Source organism: Phyllobacterium sp. LjRoot231 (assembly GCF_964253365.1).
GTDB lineage: Bacteria > Pseudomonadota > Alphaproteobacteria > Rhizobiales > Rhizobiaceae > Phyllobacterium.
This window is the reverse complement of the sequence record NZ_CAXUQT020000001.1, coordinates 3496311-3513653: the sequence shown is the minus strand read 5'-3', so window position 1 is coordinate 3513653 and position 17343 is coordinate 3496311. Positions and strand designations below refer to the sequence as shown.

23 protein-coding genes are annotated in these 17343 nt (G+C 56.2%); 21 read left to right on the top strand and 2 right to left on the bottom strand.

All coding sequences use genetic code 11. The features are described 5' to 3' along the window. Positions 1–207: 207 nt before the first annotated feature. On the bottom strand, positions 208–561 hold the full coding sequence (locus ACSQ3H_RS17395) for a BrnA antitoxin family protein (RefSeq protein WP_436118185.1): 354 nt from the start codon (positions 559–561) through the stop codon (positions 208–210). Between ACSQ3H_RS17395 and ACSQ3H_RS17390 the strand changes: the two genes are divergently transcribed. From ACSQ3H_RS17390 to ACSQ3H_RS17295, 20 genes are all read left to right on the top strand, one after another. Beyond that, positions 560–916 (top strand): DUF6647 family protein, encoded by a 357-nt coding sequence (locus ACSQ3H_RS17390; RefSeq protein ID WP_436118184.1) that lies wholly within the window; start codon positions 560–562, stop codon positions 914–916. The genes ACSQ3H_RS17395 and ACSQ3H_RS17390 overlap by 2 nt on opposite strands. A 153-nt stretch (positions 917–1069) precedes the next feature. Then, positions 1070–1261: a hypothetical protein gene (locus ACSQ3H_RS17385; RefSeq protein ID WP_436118183.1), complete on the top strand. Its 192-nt coding sequence runs from the start codon at positions 1070–1072 to the stop codon at positions 1259–1261. Continuing rightward, a complete protein-coding gene (locus tag ACSQ3H_RS17380) occupies positions 1261–1629 on the top strand; it encodes a hypothetical protein (RefSeq protein ID WP_436118182.1) in 369 nt (122 codons plus the stop codon). The genes ACSQ3H_RS17385 and ACSQ3H_RS17380 overlap by 1 nt, the downstream gene beginning before the upstream one ends. Beyond that, the gene (locus ACSQ3H_RS17375; RefSeq protein WP_436118181.1) at positions 1517–2989 is read left to right on the top strand and encodes a terminase large subunit domain-containing protein; all 1473 of its coding nucleotides are present in this window, start codon (positions 1517–1519) and stop codon (positions 2987–2989) included. Before ACSQ3H_RS17380 ends, ACSQ3H_RS17375 begins: the two co-directional genes overlap by 113 nt. 48 nt (positions 2990–3037) lie before the next feature. Next, entirely contained in the window at positions 3038–5257 is a 2220-nt protein-coding gene (locus ACSQ3H_RS17370; RefSeq protein WP_436118180.1) for a portal protein, read from the top strand. Between the two features lie 10 nt (positions 5258–5267). Continuing rightward, entirely contained in the window at positions 5268–5714 is a 447-nt protein-coding gene (locus ACSQ3H_RS17365) for a hypothetical protein (RefSeq protein ID WP_436118179.1), read from the top strand. After that, entirely contained in the window at positions 5711–5947 is a 237-nt protein-coding gene (locus ACSQ3H_RS17360) for a hypothetical protein (RefSeq protein WP_436118178.1), read from the top strand. The genes ACSQ3H_RS17365 and ACSQ3H_RS17360 overlap by 4 nt, the downstream gene beginning before the upstream one ends. Before the next feature lie 67 nt (positions 5948–6014). Beyond that, a complete protein-coding gene (locus ACSQ3H_RS17355; protein WP_436118177.1) occupies positions 6015–7007 on the top strand; it encodes a hypothetical protein in 993 nt (330 codons plus the stop codon). A 5-nt stretch (positions 7008–7012) separates the two neighbouring features. Next, positions 7013–8011, top strand: a complete 999-nt coding sequence (locus ACSQ3H_RS17350; RefSeq protein WP_436118176.1) for a DUF5309 domain-containing protein — start codon at positions 7013–7015, stop codon at positions 8009–8011. Between the two features lie 56 nt (positions 8012–8067). Further along, positions 8068–8247: a hypothetical protein gene (locus ACSQ3H_RS17345; RefSeq protein WP_436118175.1), complete on the top strand. Its 180-nt coding sequence runs from the start codon at positions 8068–8070 to the stop codon at positions 8245–8247. 53 nt (positions 8248–8300) lie between these two features. Next, positions 8301–8624, top strand: coding sequence for a hypothetical protein (locus ACSQ3H_RS17340; protein WP_436118174.1), 324 nt, complete (start codon positions 8301–8303; stop codon positions 8622–8624). Further along, complete coding sequence (locus ACSQ3H_RS17335) at positions 8625–9239, top strand: phage adaptor protein (protein ID WP_436118173.1); 615 nt, start codon at positions 8625–8627, stop codon at positions 9237–9239. 139 nt (positions 9240–9378) lie between these two features. Next, positions 9379–10836: a hypothetical protein gene (locus ACSQ3H_RS17330; protein ID WP_436118172.1), complete on the top strand. Its 1458-nt coding sequence runs from the start codon at positions 9379–9381 to the stop codon at positions 10834–10836. Continuing rightward, entirely contained in the window at positions 10836–11180 is a 345-nt protein-coding gene (locus tag ACSQ3H_RS17325; RefSeq protein WP_436118171.1) for a hypothetical protein, read from the top strand. The genes ACSQ3H_RS17330 and ACSQ3H_RS17325 overlap by 1 nt, the downstream gene beginning before the upstream one ends. A 41-nt stretch (positions 11181–11221) precedes the next feature. Continuing rightward, positions 11222–11626 carry a hypothetical protein gene (locus ACSQ3H_RS17320; protein ID WP_436118170.1) on the top strand — a complete coding sequence of 135 codons (405 nt, stop codon included), beginning with the start codon at positions 11222–11224 and terminating at the stop codon, positions 11624–11626. Then, positions 11619–11999 (top strand): hypothetical protein, encoded by a 381-nt coding sequence (locus ACSQ3H_RS17315; protein ID WP_436118169.1) that lies wholly within the window; start codon positions 11619–11621, stop codon positions 11997–11999. The genes ACSQ3H_RS17320 and ACSQ3H_RS17315 overlap by 8 nt, the downstream gene beginning before the upstream one ends. A 12-nt stretch (positions 12000–12011) precedes the next feature. Continuing rightward, positions 12012–12863 carry a hypothetical protein gene (locus ACSQ3H_RS17310; RefSeq protein WP_436118168.1) on the top strand — a complete coding sequence of 284 codons (852 nt, stop codon included), beginning with the start codon at positions 12012–12014 and terminating at the stop codon, positions 12861–12863. Beyond that, positions 12863–13204 (top strand): hypothetical protein, encoded by a 342-nt coding sequence (locus ACSQ3H_RS17305; protein ID WP_436118167.1) that lies wholly within the window; start codon positions 12863–12865, stop codon positions 13202–13204. Before ACSQ3H_RS17310 ends, ACSQ3H_RS17305 begins: the two co-directional genes overlap by 1 nt. A 26-nt stretch (positions 13205–13230) precedes the next feature. Beyond that, entirely contained in the window at positions 13231–14289 is a 1059-nt protein-coding gene (locus ACSQ3H_RS17300; RefSeq protein WP_436118166.1) for a hypothetical protein, read from the top strand. After that, positions 14289–16355: a hypothetical protein gene (locus tag ACSQ3H_RS17295; RefSeq protein ID WP_436118165.1), complete on the top strand. Its 2067-nt coding sequence runs from the start codon at positions 14289–14291 to the stop codon at positions 16353–16355. The genes ACSQ3H_RS17300 and ACSQ3H_RS17295 overlap by 1 nt, the downstream gene beginning before the upstream one ends. On the opposite strand, the gene ACSQ3H_RS17290 is transcribed toward ACSQ3H_RS17295, so the two are convergent. Beyond that, entirely contained in the window at positions 16341–16862 is a 522-nt protein-coding gene (locus ACSQ3H_RS17290) for a hypothetical protein (protein WP_436118164.1), read from the bottom strand. The genes ACSQ3H_RS17295 and ACSQ3H_RS17290 overlap by 15 nt on opposite strands. On the opposite strand from ACSQ3H_RS17290, the gene ACSQ3H_RS17285 reads away from it, so the two are divergent. Next, positions 16842–17294, top strand: coding sequence for a hypothetical protein (locus ACSQ3H_RS17285; RefSeq protein ID WP_436118163.1), 453 nt, complete (start codon positions 16842–16844; stop codon positions 17292–17294). The two genes, ACSQ3H_RS17290 and ACSQ3H_RS17285, sit on opposite strands and share 21 nt — an antisense overlap. Positions 17295–17343 lie beyond the last annotated feature (49 nt).

The following is a 17343-nucleotide window of genomic DNA, read 5'->3' as shown; positions in this document are numbered from 1 at the left end:
TGGGCCAATTAATGACCCGCTATCGCACCGAAACTGAGGGCGACGACGGCTGGTCTGATTGGATTCACCCACTGCCAGGCTACAAGATGGCGTGTTGTGATTGCGGCTTGGTTCACAATATGCAGTTTCGCATTGATGATCTAGGACAGGTCAATTTCAGAGCATCTCGCAACGTTCGGGCGACAGCACAAAAGCGCAGGCATCGCGTTAAAGAATAGCTTTTCTCAGGGCTTCATTCATTCGGTTCTGGTAACCAGGACCACCAGCCTTGAACTTCTCCAATGTATCGGCATCGATAAGGATTGAAATACGCACCTTGCCAAGCGCTGGACGGCCTCGTTTGGGTTTGCCCGCTCGTCTCTTCGGTTTAGGCTCTTCAGCCTTCTTGAATTGGATAGCCATTATTTCTATATATATGAAATAAGAAATATGGTATAGCCCTTCAATGATAACGGAACTGACCCTGAAAGTGTTTCTTGGGATCGCATCGACAATGAGCGGTCTGCCCAACACTGCTGAGCTTCCAAAGCTAAGACAGGGTGTTGACGGTTGTGTTGTCATGGCAGAGTTCCAGCGCCGCACTATCAAGGCAGCGGAATGCAAGCTGATCATGAAAGCGGGACACGGCGGCATTCGCACCATCTATGCTTACTTCGATGCCAAGAAGAACGTGGTTGTCCTTCCCAAGGACTTCAGCATGAAATCGGCATACGACCGTAGCATTCTGGTCCACGAACTGACACACGTCTTGCAGGAGCGAAACGGAATTCGTGTTGCTCATTGCCAGTTTGAATATCCAGCCTACAAGGCACAGCAGAAATACCTCATAGCACAAGGTCAGGCTCTCAAGCCGCTGGCCATGACAAACGCTGACATTCTCAGGCGGGCAAGATGCGATGAACGTCTCATCCCTTAACAAGATAGCAGAGATAGCCAAGATCGAACATTTCCGCGCTCGCAACCTTCTCATGCTTGAAGCTGTCATTAGCGCATTCTTGGATGCAGACGATCACCGCGCTGTCGCTCAGATGCTGAGAGAGCACGCAGACCAGTTGGAAGAGTTTATGTGATGCCTGTTGAAGACTTGGAAATCACCACCACGATAGAAAAAGATATAGTCGAATTGTCCATCTACGAGTCGATGGTTCTTATCTGGTCTTCAGATGGCGATGGCTCAACCAACATAAGGTTCACCCCAACAGAAGCACGAATGATGGCTGGTTGGCTGGCGCGGGCCGCAAGTTCAATCGAGAATGGATAATGACCGATCAACCAACCAAAGATCCGGAGAATGGCCGTTTCCTAACCGGAAATAGCGGCGGTGGTCGCCCCAAAGGCTCACGCAACAAGCTTGGCGAGCAGTTCATCGAGGACTTGCTCACATCCTGGCAGGCAGAAGGCGCAGCAGTCATCAAGCGCGTGATCGATGAGAAGCCTGACCAGTATCTCAAGGTCGTGGCCTCGCTCATGCCGAAGGATATGAATGTCAACATCAACCAAACGGACGGGATGACTGATGAACAGCTCATCGCCCGCATCCGCAGCCTCGACTCCGTCATCCAGCCTTTCCTTGCTTCTCAGGGAGAGAATGGAACTGACGGCGGAGATAGAGCGCAGACAGCGCACTAACAAGCTCAAGTTCTACAGCCCGTACTCAAAGCAGAAAGCCTTTCATCTCGCAGGCGCATCGTTCAGCGAGCGTCTGTTCATGGCAGGCAATCAGTTGGGTAAGACAGTGGCCGGTGGTGCTGAGTGGGCCATGCATCTGACGGGCCGCTATCCTGACTGGTGGAGTGGGGCAACATTTAACACAGCGCCTTTGCTCTGGGCCGGTTCGGTTACAGGTGAAAGTACGAGAGACAACCCACAGCGCATTCTCATAGGCCCTCCTGCAAAGGAAGAGGAATGGGGAACGGGCTTTATACCATCTGACTGCATCAAGGATCGTGGCAGGGCAATGGGTGTGCCAAACCTTCTCGACAACGTTGTTGTTCGTTGGGGCGGTGGTGGCGACATTCAGGCTGGCGAGAGTGTCATTGCCTTCAAGGCTTATGAAAAGGGCCGCGAAAAGTGGCAGGGGCCAACGGTAGACGGGGTCTGGTTCGATGAAGAACCGCCAGAGGATATTTACTCAGAGGGGCTGACACGCACGAACAACGGCCAGCGCGGTCAGTTCGCACAGACGACCTTCACTCCATTGCTTGGCATGTCCACGGTCGTCAGCAGGTTCATCATGCCAGCCAAGGACGATCCTGGAGCGGGCGCACGTAGTGTTACGTCAATGACTATCGATGACGCAGAACATTACACACCGGAACAGCGGGCGCAGATCATTGCGAGCTATCCGGCACATGAACGCGAGGCACGAGCCAAGGGCATACCAACGCTCGGTAGCGGTTTGATCTTCCCGGTGTTGGAAGAGAAGATCATTGTTGAGCCATTCGCCATACCGGCCTTCTGGCCGCAGATCGGCGGTCTGGACTTTGGCTGGGATCACCCGACAGCGGCTGTATGTCTCGCATGGGATCGTGACGCTGATATCGTTTATGTCACGAAGGATTATCGGCAAAGGCAGGCAACACCGATCATTCACGCTGCGGCAGTCAAGCCATGGGGCGCTACATTGCCTTGGGCATGGCCGCACGATGGCAACAATGACACGGCGGCAGGTGAGAACCTCGCCAAGCAGTATCAGGCGCAGGATCTGAAGATGCTGCCGGAGAATGCCCGTTTCAACGATGGCTCTAATAGTGTTGAAGCCGGTTTGATGGATATGCTGGACAGGATGCAGACAGGACGCTGGAAAGTGTTCTCAACCTGCTCGTCATGGCTTGAGGAACGCAGGCTGTATCACCGCAAGGACGGCAAGATCGTCAAGGAGCGGGATGATACGATCTCGGCCTCTCGATACGCACTGATGTGTTTGCGGTTTGCACAGGTTCTGAAGCGGACTGCAACCAAAGCACAACCTAAAAACTGGGTCGTATAACCCCAAAGCCCGCAGTGACTGCGCGCATTCCCTTGGATGGATTCGTATATGGCCAAAACCAAAAAGATGGGTGAGGGTGAACTTGCCGCCCTTGTCCGCGCCGGTATTGACGATGCCGTTGGTTACGACCAGAGCGAACTGTCAAAGCATCGTGGCCGTGCGCTGGACTACTACGCCGGTCGTATGCCCGATGTGCCGCATCAGGAAGGCCGCTCGCAGGTTACATCGCGTGATGTGTCCGACGCCATGGGCTGGATACTTCCCGGCCTCATGCGTGTGTTCACGGCATCTGACACGATTGTCCAGTATGAGCCACAGACGCCAGAGGATGAGCAGGGTTCATCGCAGGCCACTGACTATGTGAATTACGTCTTCATGCGCGAGTGTGAGGGCTACCGGACACTGCGCAACGGCTTCCATGAGGGCCTGCTGTTCGGCAATGGCATCTGGAAACATTGGTGGGACACATCCAAGACCTACGAGACGCTGGATTTCAGCGGACTGGATGATGACGCCTTCACGATGCTGGTCTCGGATGATGAGGTCGAGGTGCTTCAGCACACGGCCACCGTCACCGTTGAGATGGTTGCCGATCCAACGACTGGACAGCCGGTCGAGCAGCAGACTGTCACGCATGATTGCAAGATCAAGCGCACCTGCAGCTACGGTAAGCTGGTCTGCGTGTGCATTGCACCGGAAGAGTTTCTCATCCAGCGCGGTGCAACCTCGATTGAGAAGGCCACCTTTGCCGATCACCGTTCGATGCGGACGCGCCAGAGCCTGATTGACGATGGTTACGACCGCAAAGAGGTGATGAAGCTCAACGGCTGGGAAGACCTCGACACCACAGACGAGAAGCTTGCCCGCTGGAACCGAACCGTACCGAACAAGAACCAATCCGAGACTGACCCGCTTATGGTCGAGGTCGAGGTGCATGAGGCCTATCTGCGCTGTGACTATGACGGCGATGGCTATGCTGAATGGCGGCGTGTTGTCATGGCCGGGACCGGAGCAGGACGCTCTATCCTCTCCAATGACGAATGGCAGGATGATCTGCCGTTCTCCGATGCCTGCCCGATGCCAGAGCCGCACCGCTGGGAAGGCCGCTCACTGTTCGATGAACTGGAGGACGTGCAGAAGGTCAAGACCGTGCTGTTGAGGCAGACACTGGATAACCTCTACCTGTCCAACAATCCGCAGCGTGAAGCCGTTGCGAACATGATCGAGAACATGGATGAGGTGATTAACCCGACATTCGGGGGTGTCATCCAGACCACTGGTCCGGGAGCCATTACCGACCTTGCCGTGCCCTTCGTGGCTGACAAGTCCTATTCCATGCTCGAATACATGGACATGCTCTCGGAAAAGCGCACAGGCGTCTCCAGACAGTCCATGGCGCTCGATCCAGACGCATTGCAGAACCAGACGGCAGCAGGCCAGATGATGGCCCAGAGCGCCTCCTATGCCAAGATTGAACTCTATGCCCGCAATATCGCTGAACTCGGCCTCAAGCGCCTGTTCAAATGCCTGTTGAAGCTGGTTGTAGCGCATCAGGATAAGCCGCGCATGATCCGCCTGCGTGACAAGTGGGTCGAGATGGACCCACGCTCATGGAATGCCAACATGGACGCGAATGTGAGCGTCGGGCTTGGCTCTGGCTCGCGTGACCGTGACGTAACCTTGCTGATGCAGATCGCAGCCAAGCAGGAATTGATCATTGCACAGGCTGGCCCGACAAATCCGATTGTCAGCCTGCCTCAATACGCCAACACGCTGCGCAAGATTGTCGAGTCTGCCGGTATTCGCTCGCCTGACCAGTATTTCAACGAAGTCAGTCAAGAAGACATGCAGGCCCTGACCAATCAACCGCCTCCGCCAGATCCCAAGGTAGCGGCTGAACAAGCCAAGATGGAGATGGAACAGCAGAAAGCACAGGCGCAGATCCAGATCGATCAGGAACGCGCCGCTGCCTCTGCCGAACTTGAGCAGAACAAGGCTGCTGCTGCCGTCAATCTCCAGCGCGAGAAGAATGCGCTCGATATGCAATCGCAACGTGAGAAAGCCGCTGCCGAACTGCAATTCATGCAGGACAAGGCCGCTGCAGAAATCCAGATTACCCGCGAGAAAGCGGCAATGGACATGCAGTTGCGTCGCGAGGAAATGCTGATGGAAGCGGAACTCACTTCCCAAGCCAACGTAATGAACGCCGAAGTGAACAAGCCCAAGGTCGATACCAACATCCAGAACCGTTCGGTTCCAGAGGACTAAGGAGCATATCATGCCAGACATCAAAGCAGGTGGCCCTTCATTCTGGGCCGATCAACTTCGTTCCGGTGCGCCAGACTACACAGTCGGTGCGCAGGTACTTAACGGCGGGACAGTCCCCGTTCGCAATTCGCTCGCAGCCGATAGCCACAATGCCACGGCTGTTGTCACAGGCAGCACATTGACGGGCGTTGATCTCGCATCAACCGTAGTCATGGTTGATAACGCCGATACGCTTACGCAGATCAGCGACAGCACGAACGTTGCCAATGGCCGCGTTACCGGGACGGCCACGGTCGCCGCTGCCGTATTGAGCAACGTTCAATTGCCGACGACTGCGAAGATCATCAAGACTGCGGTCGCATACCCATTGAGCGCCGCCCCAACTGGCGCTTGGGTGAGCCAGATCACGTTCACGATCAATGCCTCTGGCGTAATCACCGCTGCGGTTCTCTCGTGATTGATGAAATCAAAGCTGCCGCGTTTCGCCAGTTGGCTGATAATGCGGAGATTAAAGAGGCTTTCGCAGACCTTGAGCGCACAACGTTCGAGGAATTGCTGCGTCTCCCCATCTCTTCGGATGAGCGGGAGAAAGATGCGCTGATCCAGCGCGTACAGATAATTCGTGATCTCCAGTCCCGGATAAGGCTCCTCGGAACCACCCGGAAGACAGGGAAACAGAGCGTCGTCTGACCTCTGGTAACCGCGCAGTGATGCGCCACGGCCCAGCGCGGCTTATGCCGCCAGAAGGAACCATATTATGGATACCACCAGCGACAACCCGGCATCCGGGACCGCAAGCATGGGCGTCTTACAAGGCGCAGAAGCAATCGCAGCCATTCTCAATCCCCCTGAAAAGGACACGGTAGAGACTGAAGGTAACGAGGCAGAAGTCACTCAGAGCGCTGATAACGGTGCATCCGATGACGAAGCCGATGTGTCAACCGACACGGTAGAGACGGATGAAGAACAACCTGAACACGAGGCAGCCGAGGAACCTACCAAGTATCGTCTAGCTGACGGCACCGAGGTTACCCAGAGCGAAATCGAGGAATGGCGGAAGGGCAACCTTCGGCAGTCCGACTACACCCGCAAGGCTATGGCTCTCGCAGACACCCGCAAGGCTCTGGAGACACAGCAGGCGGAAGTTACGCAGCAAGCCCAACAGTTCCAGCAGAACGTGGATTTCGCCATCCAGGTTGCGCAGGCCAATCTCCCGGCTGCACCCGATCAGGCGCTGCTCTACAGCGATCCTATCGCGTATATTCAGGAAAAGGCCGAGTATGAAGCCCGTTTGGGGCAACTGCAGCACCTCATGGGTGCCAAGCAGGAGCACGAACAGGCAGCGGCAGTGCAACGTCAACAGGCATTCAGGGATTGGACCGAAAGCGAGAGCAAAAGCCTCGTTGAACGTCTTCCTGAGCTGAAGGACCCGGCAAAACTCACACAATTCAACGCGGAGTTGGCAAGGGGTATCGAAAGATACGGCTTCACCGCCAAGGATTTGGGATCGGTCTATGACCACCGCCTGATCCTCCTCGCCAAGGATGCCATGGCTTACCAAAAGCTCATGGATTCCAAGCCCAAGGCTATCCAGAAGGCCCAAGACGCTCCCCCGGTGCAACAGCCCGGTCGTCGTCCAAGCCAAGGGGAAGCCGCGGCCCGCGCGCACAAGGAACGTCGGGACAAACTGCGCCAAACCGGCTCCCTCAGAGATGGAGCTGATCTCATCCTCGATATCATCAAAGGTTAAATCAAATGGCACAGGTAACTGGCACTTTCTCTACCTATGACGCAATCGGTGATCGTGAAGATCTCGAAAACGCCATCTATCAGATCACCCCGGAGGAAACCCCGTTCATTTCGATGATCGGCTCCGGCAAGGTCAAGGCAGTTCGCCACGACTGGCAGACTGACGCTCTTGCGGTTCCTGCCGTCAACGCGGCAATCGAAGGTGACGACTACACCTACGCAAACGTCACCCCGACCACACGTCTTGCCAACTACACGCAGATTTCCCTGAAAACCGTCATCGTGACGGAAACACAGGATGCCGTGGACAAGGCAGGCCGTGAAAAGGAATTGGCCTACCAGATGGCCAAGAAGGGCGTCGAGCTGAAGAAGGACATTGAAGCCGCCGCGCTTTCGAACGTCGCTTCGGTAGCTGGTAACGACACGACTGCCCGCATTTCCGGTGGTTTCCCTGCCTGGATGACCTCCAATGACGACCGTGGCGCTGCTGGCGCTGACGGTGGTTTCAGCACGGGTACCGGCCTTGTGGTCGCTGCCACCAACGGCACACAGCGCGCTTTCACCAAGACGCTGCTTGATACTGTCATCGGGCTTGTCTATGCCTCCGGTGGCAATCCTGACACTGTCATGTTGTCACCTTACAACAAGCAGGTGTTCTCCACCTTCATGTCCAATGCCAACGTGGCTCCCTTCCGTAACGAAGTGAAGTCTCCGAAGCAGGGAACAATCATTGCCGCAGCAGACGCCTATCTGTCCGACTTCGGCCTTCTGTCGGTTGTTCCAAATCGTGTCATGGGCACGACTGCGGCTCTTGCCCGCAACGTGTTCGTGATCACGCCTGACATGGTGGAACGTGGTGTTCTTCGCCCGATCACGCAGGACGTTCCTGCCAAGACCGGCGATGCCAACAAGCGCGTCATCAAGACAGAATGGACCCTGGTTGTAAAAAATCAGGCTGCCCATGGTGTTGTTGCCGATGTGTTCGGCCTGACTGCAACCACGTAATCCAACAACTGGCCTCGCGGGCAACTGCGGGGCCTTCTCTCTCGTGAGGAATCCCTATGAACGCTCAACAGCAAATTCTCCAGAAACCCAAGCTTCTCCCGGTCCTGCTGCTTCGCGGATATGTGCCTGAATCTGGCGGTGGCAAACAGCTTGCCGGTTCGCTCATCAACCTGCCTGTCGAAGAGGCCCGCAAGGTTGTCAAACTCGGCATTGCTGAACGCGCCGACGACTTCTGATCCTTCAAGGCCGCGCTGGATAGCGCCGCTGTTCCCTCAGATGGACCCTTTTCATGTCAGATGTTTACGAAGGTGACTGGCGTCTGTTCAGTCACGACCCCGTTACAGGCACCAAGAAGTGGTACCTCGACATGGGAACCCACTACGTCATCCGCAGCGATACGCCTGTAGATGAACTGCTCGACCTCAATGCGGAAAAGCTGAACGACAGCACAGGCAAGCGCTTTGGCGACGGTCAGGTTGTCGGCTCCATTCCGATGGATATCTATCAAAGCCAGTTGGCTGAAGCCAGCAAGAACGGCGACCAAGCCTATATCCGCCGTTGGCTTAATGACTCCGATCACCAGAAATTCCGCACATTCCGTGGGAGGCTCTAAATGGCTTTGGCTTCCTACGACGATATCAAAACATCCATTCAAAACTGGATGTTCGACAGGCCCGATCTGGCGAACGCATGCCCTGATTTTGTCACCATGTTCGAAGGCGACATGAACCGGACGCTGCGCACGCGGCACCAGCTTACCACTGTAACGTTGACGCCCGATGTGAACGGCAATGTCGCGCTACCTGACGATTACCTGGAGTTCCGGCAGGTTACGGCGCTGACCAATCCCCGCCGCCCGCTGTCGCTCGTTGCCCCGTCATACATGGACGCCAAGGAGCCTTACCATGCCTCAGGCCTTCCCAACTTCTTCACCATCAACGGCTTAACATTGACGGTGTTGCCGCTGACCACGAGCGACATTCAATTCATCTACTACGCCAAGATACCGGCGCTTTCCGACACCATGACGACCAATTGGCTGCTCGACCGCTATCCCAACCTCTATCTCGCAGGCTCCCTCAAATACGCCGCAATGTATATCGGTGAACCGGAGCGCATGCAGACGATGGGCGCAGCGTTTTCCGGCATGCTGCAGGCGTTCATGAATGACGAGAAGAAGGCCCTTTATTCCCGCGCTTCGATGCGCGTCAGTGGGCCGACTCCATGATTGCGTGGCTTCGCCTGCTGATCGTGAGGGCTGCCCCCACATGCACCCTCTGGGAACAGGATTTTAACGGGGATTTCCTGCGGTTTAGGTTCAACCGGCATTGGGTTGTCACTGCGCGCGAGTATGTCGAGGCCGGACGATGATCCCTTTCGCGGAATTCGCACCCGACAAGAGCGTGTTTGACCCAAGCGCCTGCAATACGCTGCAGAACGTCTTGCCACAGGCGCAGTCGTTCGGCCCGTTTCCGTCGTTTGTGCCGCTCACGGACCCGCTTCCTGCTCGCCCGCAAGGATCGATCCTCGCCAATGAAGGGGCTGGGCAGTACACGCTGATTACAGGCACTGAAACCGGCATCTACAAGCTCAATGCGGGCACATTGGGCTGGGACAACATATCGGGTGGCGTCTATGGCACAGCCGACAGCGCCAATTGGTCATTCGAGCAGTTCGGCACATGGGTAACGGCCACAAACGGCACTGATCCGGTGCAGTATTACGATCTTTCTGCGCCAACCACCTTCGGCGTTCTCAGCGCCAATGCACCAACAGCCCTCTATTCGGGCATTATTGGTGATTTTATCATGCTGCTCAACACGAGTGGCGGCAGCAAGACCATCCAGTGGTCGGGCTTGAACGATCCGCAGTTCTGGATACCGCGTCAGCGTTCCTCTGATCTGCAGCCCTTCCCGGATGGCGGCGAAATCATGGGATTCAGCGGCTTTGAAAAGGGCGGCGTGATCTTCCACGAGAATTGCATTCGCGAAGGTGCTTTGGCACTCGATACGGCGCTTATCATGACCTTTCGCAAGACCATTGAGAGTCATGGCTGCGTTGCCCCAAGATCGATCGTTACCACGGGCGCAGGCATATTCTATCTCAGCCAGGATGGCTTTTACCTCTATGGCGCACCACCCACACCAATCGGCAATGAACGGGTAGACCGCTTCTTTATCGATGATATCGCGACGGAAGAGACGTTCAACGTCTACGGTTCAGAAGATCCGATCCGCAAGATTGTCTATTGGGCCTATCGCAGCCGTGCCAACACCTTGGCCCGCTCCTACGACAAGGTTCTGGTCTATAATTACGGCACGGACAAATGGTCCATGCTGATACCCGGCGCCTATCTGACTGGACTGATTGAGGCAACCACACCGGGTTATACGCTCGATAGCCTGGATAGTCTCGGCATTCCCTTGGACGATCTGCCCTATTCGCTCGATAGCCGCGCTTGGTCGGGTGGATCTCCGACGCTTGCCGCCTTCGATACGGATTTTCGTCTTGGCTTCTTCTCAGGTTCACCGCTGGAAGCGATCTTGCAGACCGGGGCGGTTGGATTGTCACAGACCAGCCGGACGGCTGTACGTGGCTTCAGGGCGCTGTGTGATGCGGAAACGACAACGGGCCGAGTTGCAACGCGGGATCGTGCTGGACAGATGGATACATGGAAGTCTTCATTTGCCTGCAATCGCACCGGTTTGATCCCAGCGCGTGCTTCAGGGCGCTTCCATCGCTTTGAGCTGACGATCCCGGCTAATCAGGCATGGGAACATGTCCACGGCATTGACCCTGACGGCAAGACAGAGGGTCAGCAATAATGGCCAACTATGTCAATAACCCGGTTCGCTCCATCGGCAAGCGGATCACGACAACCTCGGTCACGGTGATCTATACGGCAACCGGCTATGCGCAGGCTCTGGGGATTCGCTGCGCAGCCATTGGGGCCACGGCTTCTACAGTGACAGTCGAATGGTACAATATCAAGGACAACCTGACCTATCGGCTGATACAGGCTGGCGACATACCGGCGAAATTCGCAGCCTATTATGCACTGGATGGCTTCGGCCTCGATGCGGGTGATGAAATCCGCGTCACGGCTGGCGGTGCCAACACGGTCGATGTGATCCTGACCATCGCAGAAATACCGGGGCGTTCCGGTTGAGCCTGTCCATTCGCCTTACCTCGGATATGTCATCGGAGGAAATGGCCCCGTTATGGCCGGGGATTATAGCCTGTCTGGAGAAGTATGTACGGCGGTTTCCCAAGGATGAGACGGTCGAGAACATCATTGCACAATGCGCCAACGGAAGACGCCAGCTTTGGCTTATCCAGGATGAGGACGCCACTGTCATCCTCGCTGCGGTGACCGAGGTCGTCAAGATCGATGCCACCGGCAACAATCGCATGGTCTTTGCCGAGTGTGCGGGATCGCGCATTGGCGAAGTCCTGCCGCTGATCACTGAAATGGAAGCATGGGCCGCGACAGAGCGGAATGCAACGGATGCAGAATTTATAGGCCGCAAGGGCTGGGAACCGTTTCTCAAGCCCTTCGGCTACGAACCAGCGGCTGTGATTTACCGCAAGACCTTAAGGAACGATCATGGGTAAGTCTTCAAAGCAAGAAACCACACAGAAGAACGAGCCGCCAGAGTGGGCAAAACCCGCTTTGGAGCGCGCCGGTCAGGATGCGCTCAAGCTCTATGACTCCGGCGCTGGCTATAACACATACACCGGCCCGACGCAGGCTCCTCTGTCCGATATGACGCTGGGCGGCATGAATAACATGCTGGCCGCGACCGGATATCAGGGCGCGCCGGTTTCCGACCAGTCTATCAATGCCTCAGTTCCGAATGTGCAGGCGATCATGCAGCAGGCTCTGGCCAACAAGCCCAAGCCGCAACTCAGCCAGCCGCAGCCATTGTGGCAGCCGCCTGCTGAACAGAAAAAGAAACGCGAGTGGTCAGGTAACCAGCAGCGCTAGAAGGATACGAATATGGCCACCGGCAAAGCATCCAGCAGCAAGAACTCGACCAGCGGCACAGGCAACGGCTTGCCCGCATGGGCGGCTCCCGGCACGACTGCGTATAACAACAACAACACCGCATTGCAGACGCTTCCCATGGGCGCAGCCACGCAGACGATTGCCAACGGTGGTATCGGTCAAGCGGGTCAGTCGGCCATCAATGGGCTGCAGGGCGTAGCCGACACGGCAGGGCAGGGCGGGGCTGCAAGCCAGTACCTGACAGGCACGGCCAACGGCGACTATCTCAAGGGTTCTCCATACCTCGAAGATATCATCTCCAAGGGCGCGTCCGATACGGCTGGACAGGTCAACAACATGTTCGCCTCTGGTGGGCGTTATGGCTCCGTTGCCAATCAGGGCGCGCTTGCCGACAGTGTGACAGCACAGGGCAACCAGCTTCGCAATTCAAACTATCAGTCCGAACGTGACCGGCAGATGGCCGCTGCCAATTCGCTGGAGTCGGCACAGCAGGGTCGCATGGGCATTCAGGGCAATGCGCTTCAGGGTGCTGCGGGTCTTGAGAACACCGGCTTTCAGAACATGCTTGGCATGATTTCCCAGCTCCCCACCATCCAGAACAACAAGATTTTCGACGCCCAGCAGCAGCAGGGGGTTGGCGGTCAGATCGACGCCCGCACGCAGGACGCCCTCAATCAGGCGATCCAGCAGTGGGGTCAGGGCGACATGCAGGATTGGGCACGCCTTGGTGGCCTTATCACCGCAGGAACAGGCTCAGCGGGCAACTATGGCACGCAGACGGGCACACAGACAACGCCGGGTAATCCTCTTGGTGTTCTCGGCCTCTTAATGGGATTGTTGTAATGGGAATTCTTGACGCACTGTTCGGCGGTGGCTCCATGATGCAGATGAACCCCAACGCCGTGGCCAAGCCGTTTGGCGAGCGCCTTACTTCCGGCATGGGTTCGCAGGGTGGCTTGCTTGGTCGCATGGGTCTTGGTGATCATCCACAGCAGTCCGGTCAGGCTTCACCATCGTTTGGTCAACCGGGTGGCCTCCTTGAGCTTCTGAAAGGCAACCGTCAGGGCCAACGGCCGATGGATCAGAACTATTTCCCGCCCGCACCTCAACAGGGCATGGGCGGCGCACAGAACCTTCAGCAGCTTATCCAAGCCTTTTTGGCACAGAATAACAGGGGCGGATGATGGCAGGCGGACTCCTAGAAATGCTCATGGGTGGCGGTCAACAGCAGCAGCCACAGAACCCTATGCAGCCTGCACCGTCCTATGGCGGTGATTTCCTTGACAAGATCAGGGATATCGGCGCTGGCTTGGCTATGGGGTCAGACCCAAACAGATCAGTGGCAGGCGCTGGCCTGTTGCTGGCACAGGGCAACCAAAGCCGTCGCAAGGCAAAGCTAGGCCAGCAACAGGCCAACCGCACCGTAGATTGGCTGAAATCAACAGGTGTTGGCGATCAGGAAGCGGCCTACCTCGCGACCGATCCAGACGCGTTGAAGGCTTGGTACAGCGAATACAAGACCGGAAGCAAACCAGATTGGCAGATAACTGACCTGTTTGACGATCAGGGCCGTAAGATCAAGGCCATGGTTGACAAGAAGACCGGCAATTACAACCAGATCGGTGGAGCGGAAGCGCCCAACCCCAATGACAAATTGACGACTGACCAACGCGAATATCAGACCGTCAAGGATCAGGGATACACTGGCACGTTCTTGGACTACCAGAAGATGATGAAGGAAGCAGGGCGCAATCAGGTCAATATCGACACTGGCGTGAAGCTGCCGACAGGGTTCCGCTGGAAAGACCCGAACAATCAAGAGGCAGGTGTTGAGCCTATTCCTGGTGGTCCCGGTGAGCAGATACCTGCTGAATCGGCTGCTCGTATTGGTCTGACTGACAGTTTCCTTGGGCAATTCGATAAGATCAAGGAAAAGGTCTCTGCCGGTAAGGTAACGGGCGTCATCGACCGTTTCGAGGCTGGTTATGGCAACGGCGAGGAAAACGAAACATACCGTCAGATCCAGTCTGGCACGGATGCCCTCCAGCGTATGTTGACGGGTGCCGGTATGCCGCAGAGTGAAGCGGAGTCTTACGCTAACCGTTATCTCCCCACGTACAGGGACAATGCCAAGAGCGCCACAAGCAAACTTGAGCAGCTTAAGCGTGAACTAGAATCCACCAAGAAATTGGCCTTGCGCGGGCGTGGCGCAGCAACCACTCCTCCACCCGCAGCAGACACGAACAACGATCCGTTGGGAATTCGCTAATGGCTGGCATTGCTGATATCAGGGCAAAGTTCCCGCAGTATGCTGACATGAGCGATCAGCAACTGTCGAATGCTGTCTATCAGAAGTTCTATTCGGACATGCCGAAGCAGGACTTTGACAGCAAGATGGGCTTGGCTCCTGCTCCACAAGCAGAGGTCGCTCCAGAAGAACCATTAGTGACAGAGAATGAAAGCCTTGCCGCGTCACGCGGGGCGGTCGAAGGATTGCCCATCATTGGGCCATATGTGGCCGGTGGTGTGGAAAGACTTGCTGCTGGTCTGCGTGCCCCCTTCACAGACAAGACCTATTCAGAAGAGCTTTCCGGCATTCAAAATCGAGTAGCTCAATCTACCCAGCAGAACCCGACAGCCCAGACATCGGGCAACGTTGTCGGCAATATCGTGGGAACCGCACCGCTTATGGCTGCCGCTCCGGCTGCATTTGGCATGAAGGCAGGGCAGGGGCTTCTCGCTAGGATGCTGGCTGGTGCCGGTTCATCGGGTGCGCTTAATTCAGCGGACACTGCCACGCGTGGTGGCGATCTGGAGGACATTGGAACATCAGGCGTTATAGGTCTTCTTGGCGGCGGGGCTATTCCTGTCGTCGGCGCGGGTCTTCGTGGTGTTGGTGGGGCAATCGCTAACAAAGTAGGCTCTACCATTCGTAGCGCCATCAAACCCGCTGCTGAAGCCGGTAAACGGGTTGCCAAAGCCATCGAGGTTGACCGGGCTGGCAATCCTTCTGCGCTTCTTGCCCCTGATGATATTGCGGCAGCGGCTCGCAACAATCAGCCATTAATGAACGCAGACATTGGCGGCGAGACAACCCGCGCCCTTGCCCGGTCCGCCGCCAACCAATCCCCCGTCGCCCGCGAAATGATGCAGAAGGCCGCGAGTGACCGTTTCACCGATCAGAGCAGCCGCATTACAAAACTGATGGGTCGTGTCACCGGCTACAAGACAGACGATCTGATGGCCCAGGATATGCTCAAGGATCTAGCCGGGGCAGCCAACCGTCCGGCATATAAAAGAGCCTATGAATCACCGGCTGCACAACAGCTTTATACGCCGGAACTTCAGGAGATTATGCAGTCTCCAGCCATCAAGCAGGCAGTGAAGGACGTTACCGGCAGGAGCGCGAACCGCTCAGCGGTCGAGGGCAGCAAAGCCATTCAGAACCCGTTCCATGAGGCTGCCGATGGATCGTTCAAGCTTCGGAAGAAGGCAGACGGTACACTGGTAACCCCGACTTTGCAGTTCTGGGATCAGGTCAAGCGCAATCTTGATAGTGACATCGGCAAGGCACAGCGTTCTGGTGATAACTCGCTGTACGGTGACCTCAACGCCCTCAAGAGCAAGCTGGTCAAGTCTTTGGACGAGGCAGTGCCGGAATATAAGGCAGCACGTCAAGGTGCAGCTTCCTTCTTCAATGCGGAAGATGCTCTTGAGGCAGGCAAGAAGTTTGCCAAATCATCCAGGATGTTGTCGGAGTACAAGCGTGGCCTGATGGTCATGAAGCCTGCAGAAAAAGACCTGTTTCAGACGGGCTTTGCCTCCGAGATTATCGACGCCGCAAAAAGCGCTGGCGACCGCACAAACGTTATCAACCGTGTCTTTGCCTCGCCTGAAAGCCGGGAGAAGATGGTTATGGCCTTTGGCGACAAGGGATCGAAGGAAATAGAAGCCTTTGTTCGTGTCGAAGTGGCTATGGATGCCCTGCGCAATGCCTTCGGCAATTCGACCACCGCACGCCAATTGATTGAAAGCGGTGTCGTCGGTGCCGGAACCTGGGGCTATACCGGAGACTTCAACACCGGATTGACTGCAGCGGCGTTGACTGGCGCGGCGCGGTACGGCGGCAAGAAGATTGACGGCAATGTCATGACGAAGGTTGCTGAAATGCTGTCTTCGAATGACCCCGCTGTCATTCAACGGGCAATCCAGAATGCAGCCTCGTCACCCCAACACATGGCTGCGGTAGATGCTTTGATGAAGATTGCCGGTGGCGCGTCTCGTGCCAGTGTTCTGGCTGCACCAACTGTTGCCGGAAGCCTACCCGAACAATAGAGCCTTGATCTGCTCGAAGTAGTAGATTTTGACATAGAGCATAACGCCAAGAACGATAGCTGCTCCAATTACATCGTAAATATCGACACCGCGTTTTTCCATGCGCGCAATATAGCAATTCACCACTGAAATATAAAGGGGCAGCCCATGGCAACGCCTAACTGGCTCCAATACTCCAATCAAGGAGCAACGCGGAACCAACCTCTCAGCCCCCAGCTTTTGGACGCGTTTGGCAAGTTCCTCCCTGAGCTTGGCGTCACGATGCAGGTGTTTTCGGGCGGTCAGGAGGCCGAAGGGCCAAATCGCGTTGGTTCGCACCGTCATGACCATGGAAATTCTGGTGATGTGTTCTTCTCCAAAGATGGTCGCCGTCTTGATTGGTCCAACCCGCAAGACCTGCCCATTTTTGAGCAGATTGTCAGCAAGGGCAAAGGCGCAGGAATAACAGGCTTCGGCGCGGGACCAGGTTATATGCAGCCTGGGAGCATGCACGTTGGCTTTGGTCATCCCGGCGTATGGGGCGCAGGAGGTTCGGGCAAGAATGCTCCTGAGTGGCTTGTCAAGGCTTTTAACGGCGCTCCGGCTGGACAGAGTGTCCACAGTCAAGTTGCGGCCAACCAAACCGCACCTATCTCGGTAGCCTCCGGCGCTCCCGCTCCGGCACTGCCAGCGCCTATCAATGTCGGTGACAGTCCCGTTGCGCCCGCACAGACTCAGACAGCCCCGTCAGCGCCTCCACCCGGTATTCTTGCGGGATTGATGGGCGGTGGTCAGCAAGCCTCTCAGGGCGGCGATATGAGCGGAATACTGCAAATGCTCATGGCTGAGCAGGAACAGCCACAACCAATGCAATTGCAGCCCATGCGGCCCGCTGCACAACCCGGTCAGCCGGGACTTGCCGAATACATTCAATCCTTCCTTCAGAGCCGTACTGCCTGATTACCCCGGCCCGCAGTGACTGCGCGCCCAACCCCATGATGGACACATA

What these genes read in the sequence shown, in the direction of transcription:
- ACSQ3H_RS17285 (WP_436118163.1), top strand. Translation starts at nt 16,842, where the DNA reads ATGCACGTTGGCTTTGGTCATCCCGGCGTATGGGGCGCAGGAGGTTCG.
- ACSQ3H_RS17310 (WP_436118168.1), top strand. Translation starts at nt 12,012, where the DNA reads ATGGCCACCGGCAAAGCATCCAGCAGCAAGAACTCGACCAGCGGCACA.
- ACSQ3H_RS17385 (WP_436118183.1), top strand. Translation starts at nt 1,070, where the DNA reads ATGCCTGTTGAAGACTTGGAAATCACCACCACGATAGAAAAAGATATA.
- ACSQ3H_RS17300 (WP_436118166.1), top strand. Translation starts at nt 13,231, where the DNA reads ATGGGTGGCGGTCAACAGCAGCAGCCACAGAACCCTATGCAGCCTGCA.
- ACSQ3H_RS17295 (WP_436118165.1), top strand. Translation starts at nt 14,289, where the DNA reads ATGGCTGGCATTGCTGATATCAGGGCAAAGTTCCCGCAGTATGCTGAC.
- ACSQ3H_RS17305 (WP_436118167.1), top strand. Translation starts at nt 12,863, where the DNA reads ATGGGAATTCTTGACGCACTGTTCGGCGGTGGCTCCATGATGCAGATG.
- ACSQ3H_RS17340 (WP_436118174.1), top strand. Translation starts at nt 8,301, where the DNA reads ATGTCAGATGTTTACGAAGGTGACTGGCGTCTGTTCAGTCACGACCCC.
- ACSQ3H_RS17355 (WP_436118177.1), top strand. Translation starts at nt 6,015, where the DNA reads ATGGATACCACCAGCGACAACCCGGCATCCGGGACCGCAAGCATGGGC.
- ACSQ3H_RS17375 (WP_436118181.1), top strand. Translation starts at nt 1,517, where the DNA reads ATGAACAGCTCATCGCCCGCATCCGCAGCCTCGACTCCGTCATCCAGC.
- ACSQ3H_RS17315 (WP_436118169.1), top strand. Translation starts at nt 11,619, where the DNA reads ATGGGTAAGTCTTCAAAGCAAGAAACCACACAGAAGAACGAGCCGCCA.
- ACSQ3H_RS17345 (WP_436118175.1), top strand. Translation starts at nt 8,068, where the DNA reads ATGAACGCTCAACAGCAAATTCTCCAGAAACCCAAGCTTCTCCCGGTC.
- ACSQ3H_RS17335 (WP_436118173.1), top strand. Translation starts at nt 8,625, where the DNA reads ATGGCTTTGGCTTCCTACGACGATATCAAAACATCCATTCAAAACTGG.
- ACSQ3H_RS17370 (WP_436118180.1), top strand. Translation starts at nt 3,038, where the DNA reads ATGGCCAAAACCAAAAAGATGGGTGAGGGTGAACTTGCCGCCCTTGTC.
- ACSQ3H_RS17380 (WP_436118182.1), top strand. Translation starts at nt 1,261, where the DNA reads ATGACCGATCAACCAACCAAAGATCCGGAGAATGGCCGTTTCCTAACC.
- ACSQ3H_RS17290 (WP_436118164.1), bottom strand. Translation starts at nt 16,862, where the DNA reads ATGACCAAAGCCAACGTGCATGCTCCCAGGCTGCATATAACCTGGTCC.
- ACSQ3H_RS17365 (WP_436118179.1), top strand. Translation starts at nt 5,268, where the DNA reads ATGCCAGACATCAAAGCAGGTGGCCCTTCATTCTGGGCCGATCAACTT.
- ACSQ3H_RS17395 (WP_436118185.1), bottom strand. Translation starts at nt 561, where the DNA reads ATGACAACACAACCGTCAACACCCTGTCTTAGCTTTGGAAGCTCAGCA.
- ACSQ3H_RS17330 (WP_436118172.1), top strand. Translation starts at nt 9,379, where the DNA reads ATGATCCCTTTCGCGGAATTCGCACCCGACAAGAGCGTGTTTGACCCA.
- ACSQ3H_RS17325 (WP_436118171.1), top strand. Translation starts at nt 10,836, where the DNA reads ATGGCCAACTATGTCAATAACCCGGTTCGCTCCATCGGCAAGCGGATC.
- ACSQ3H_RS17350 (WP_436118176.1), top strand. Translation starts at nt 7,013, where the DNA reads ATGGCACAGGTAACTGGCACTTTCTCTACCTATGACGCAATCGGTGAT.
- ACSQ3H_RS17320 (WP_436118170.1), top strand. Translation starts at nt 11,222, where the DNA reads ATGGCCCCGTTATGGCCGGGGATTATAGCCTGTCTGGAGAAGTATGTA.
- ACSQ3H_RS17390 (WP_436118184.1), top strand. Translation starts at nt 560, where the DNA reads ATGGCAGAGTTCCAGCGCCGCACTATCAAGGCAGCGGAATGCAAGCTG.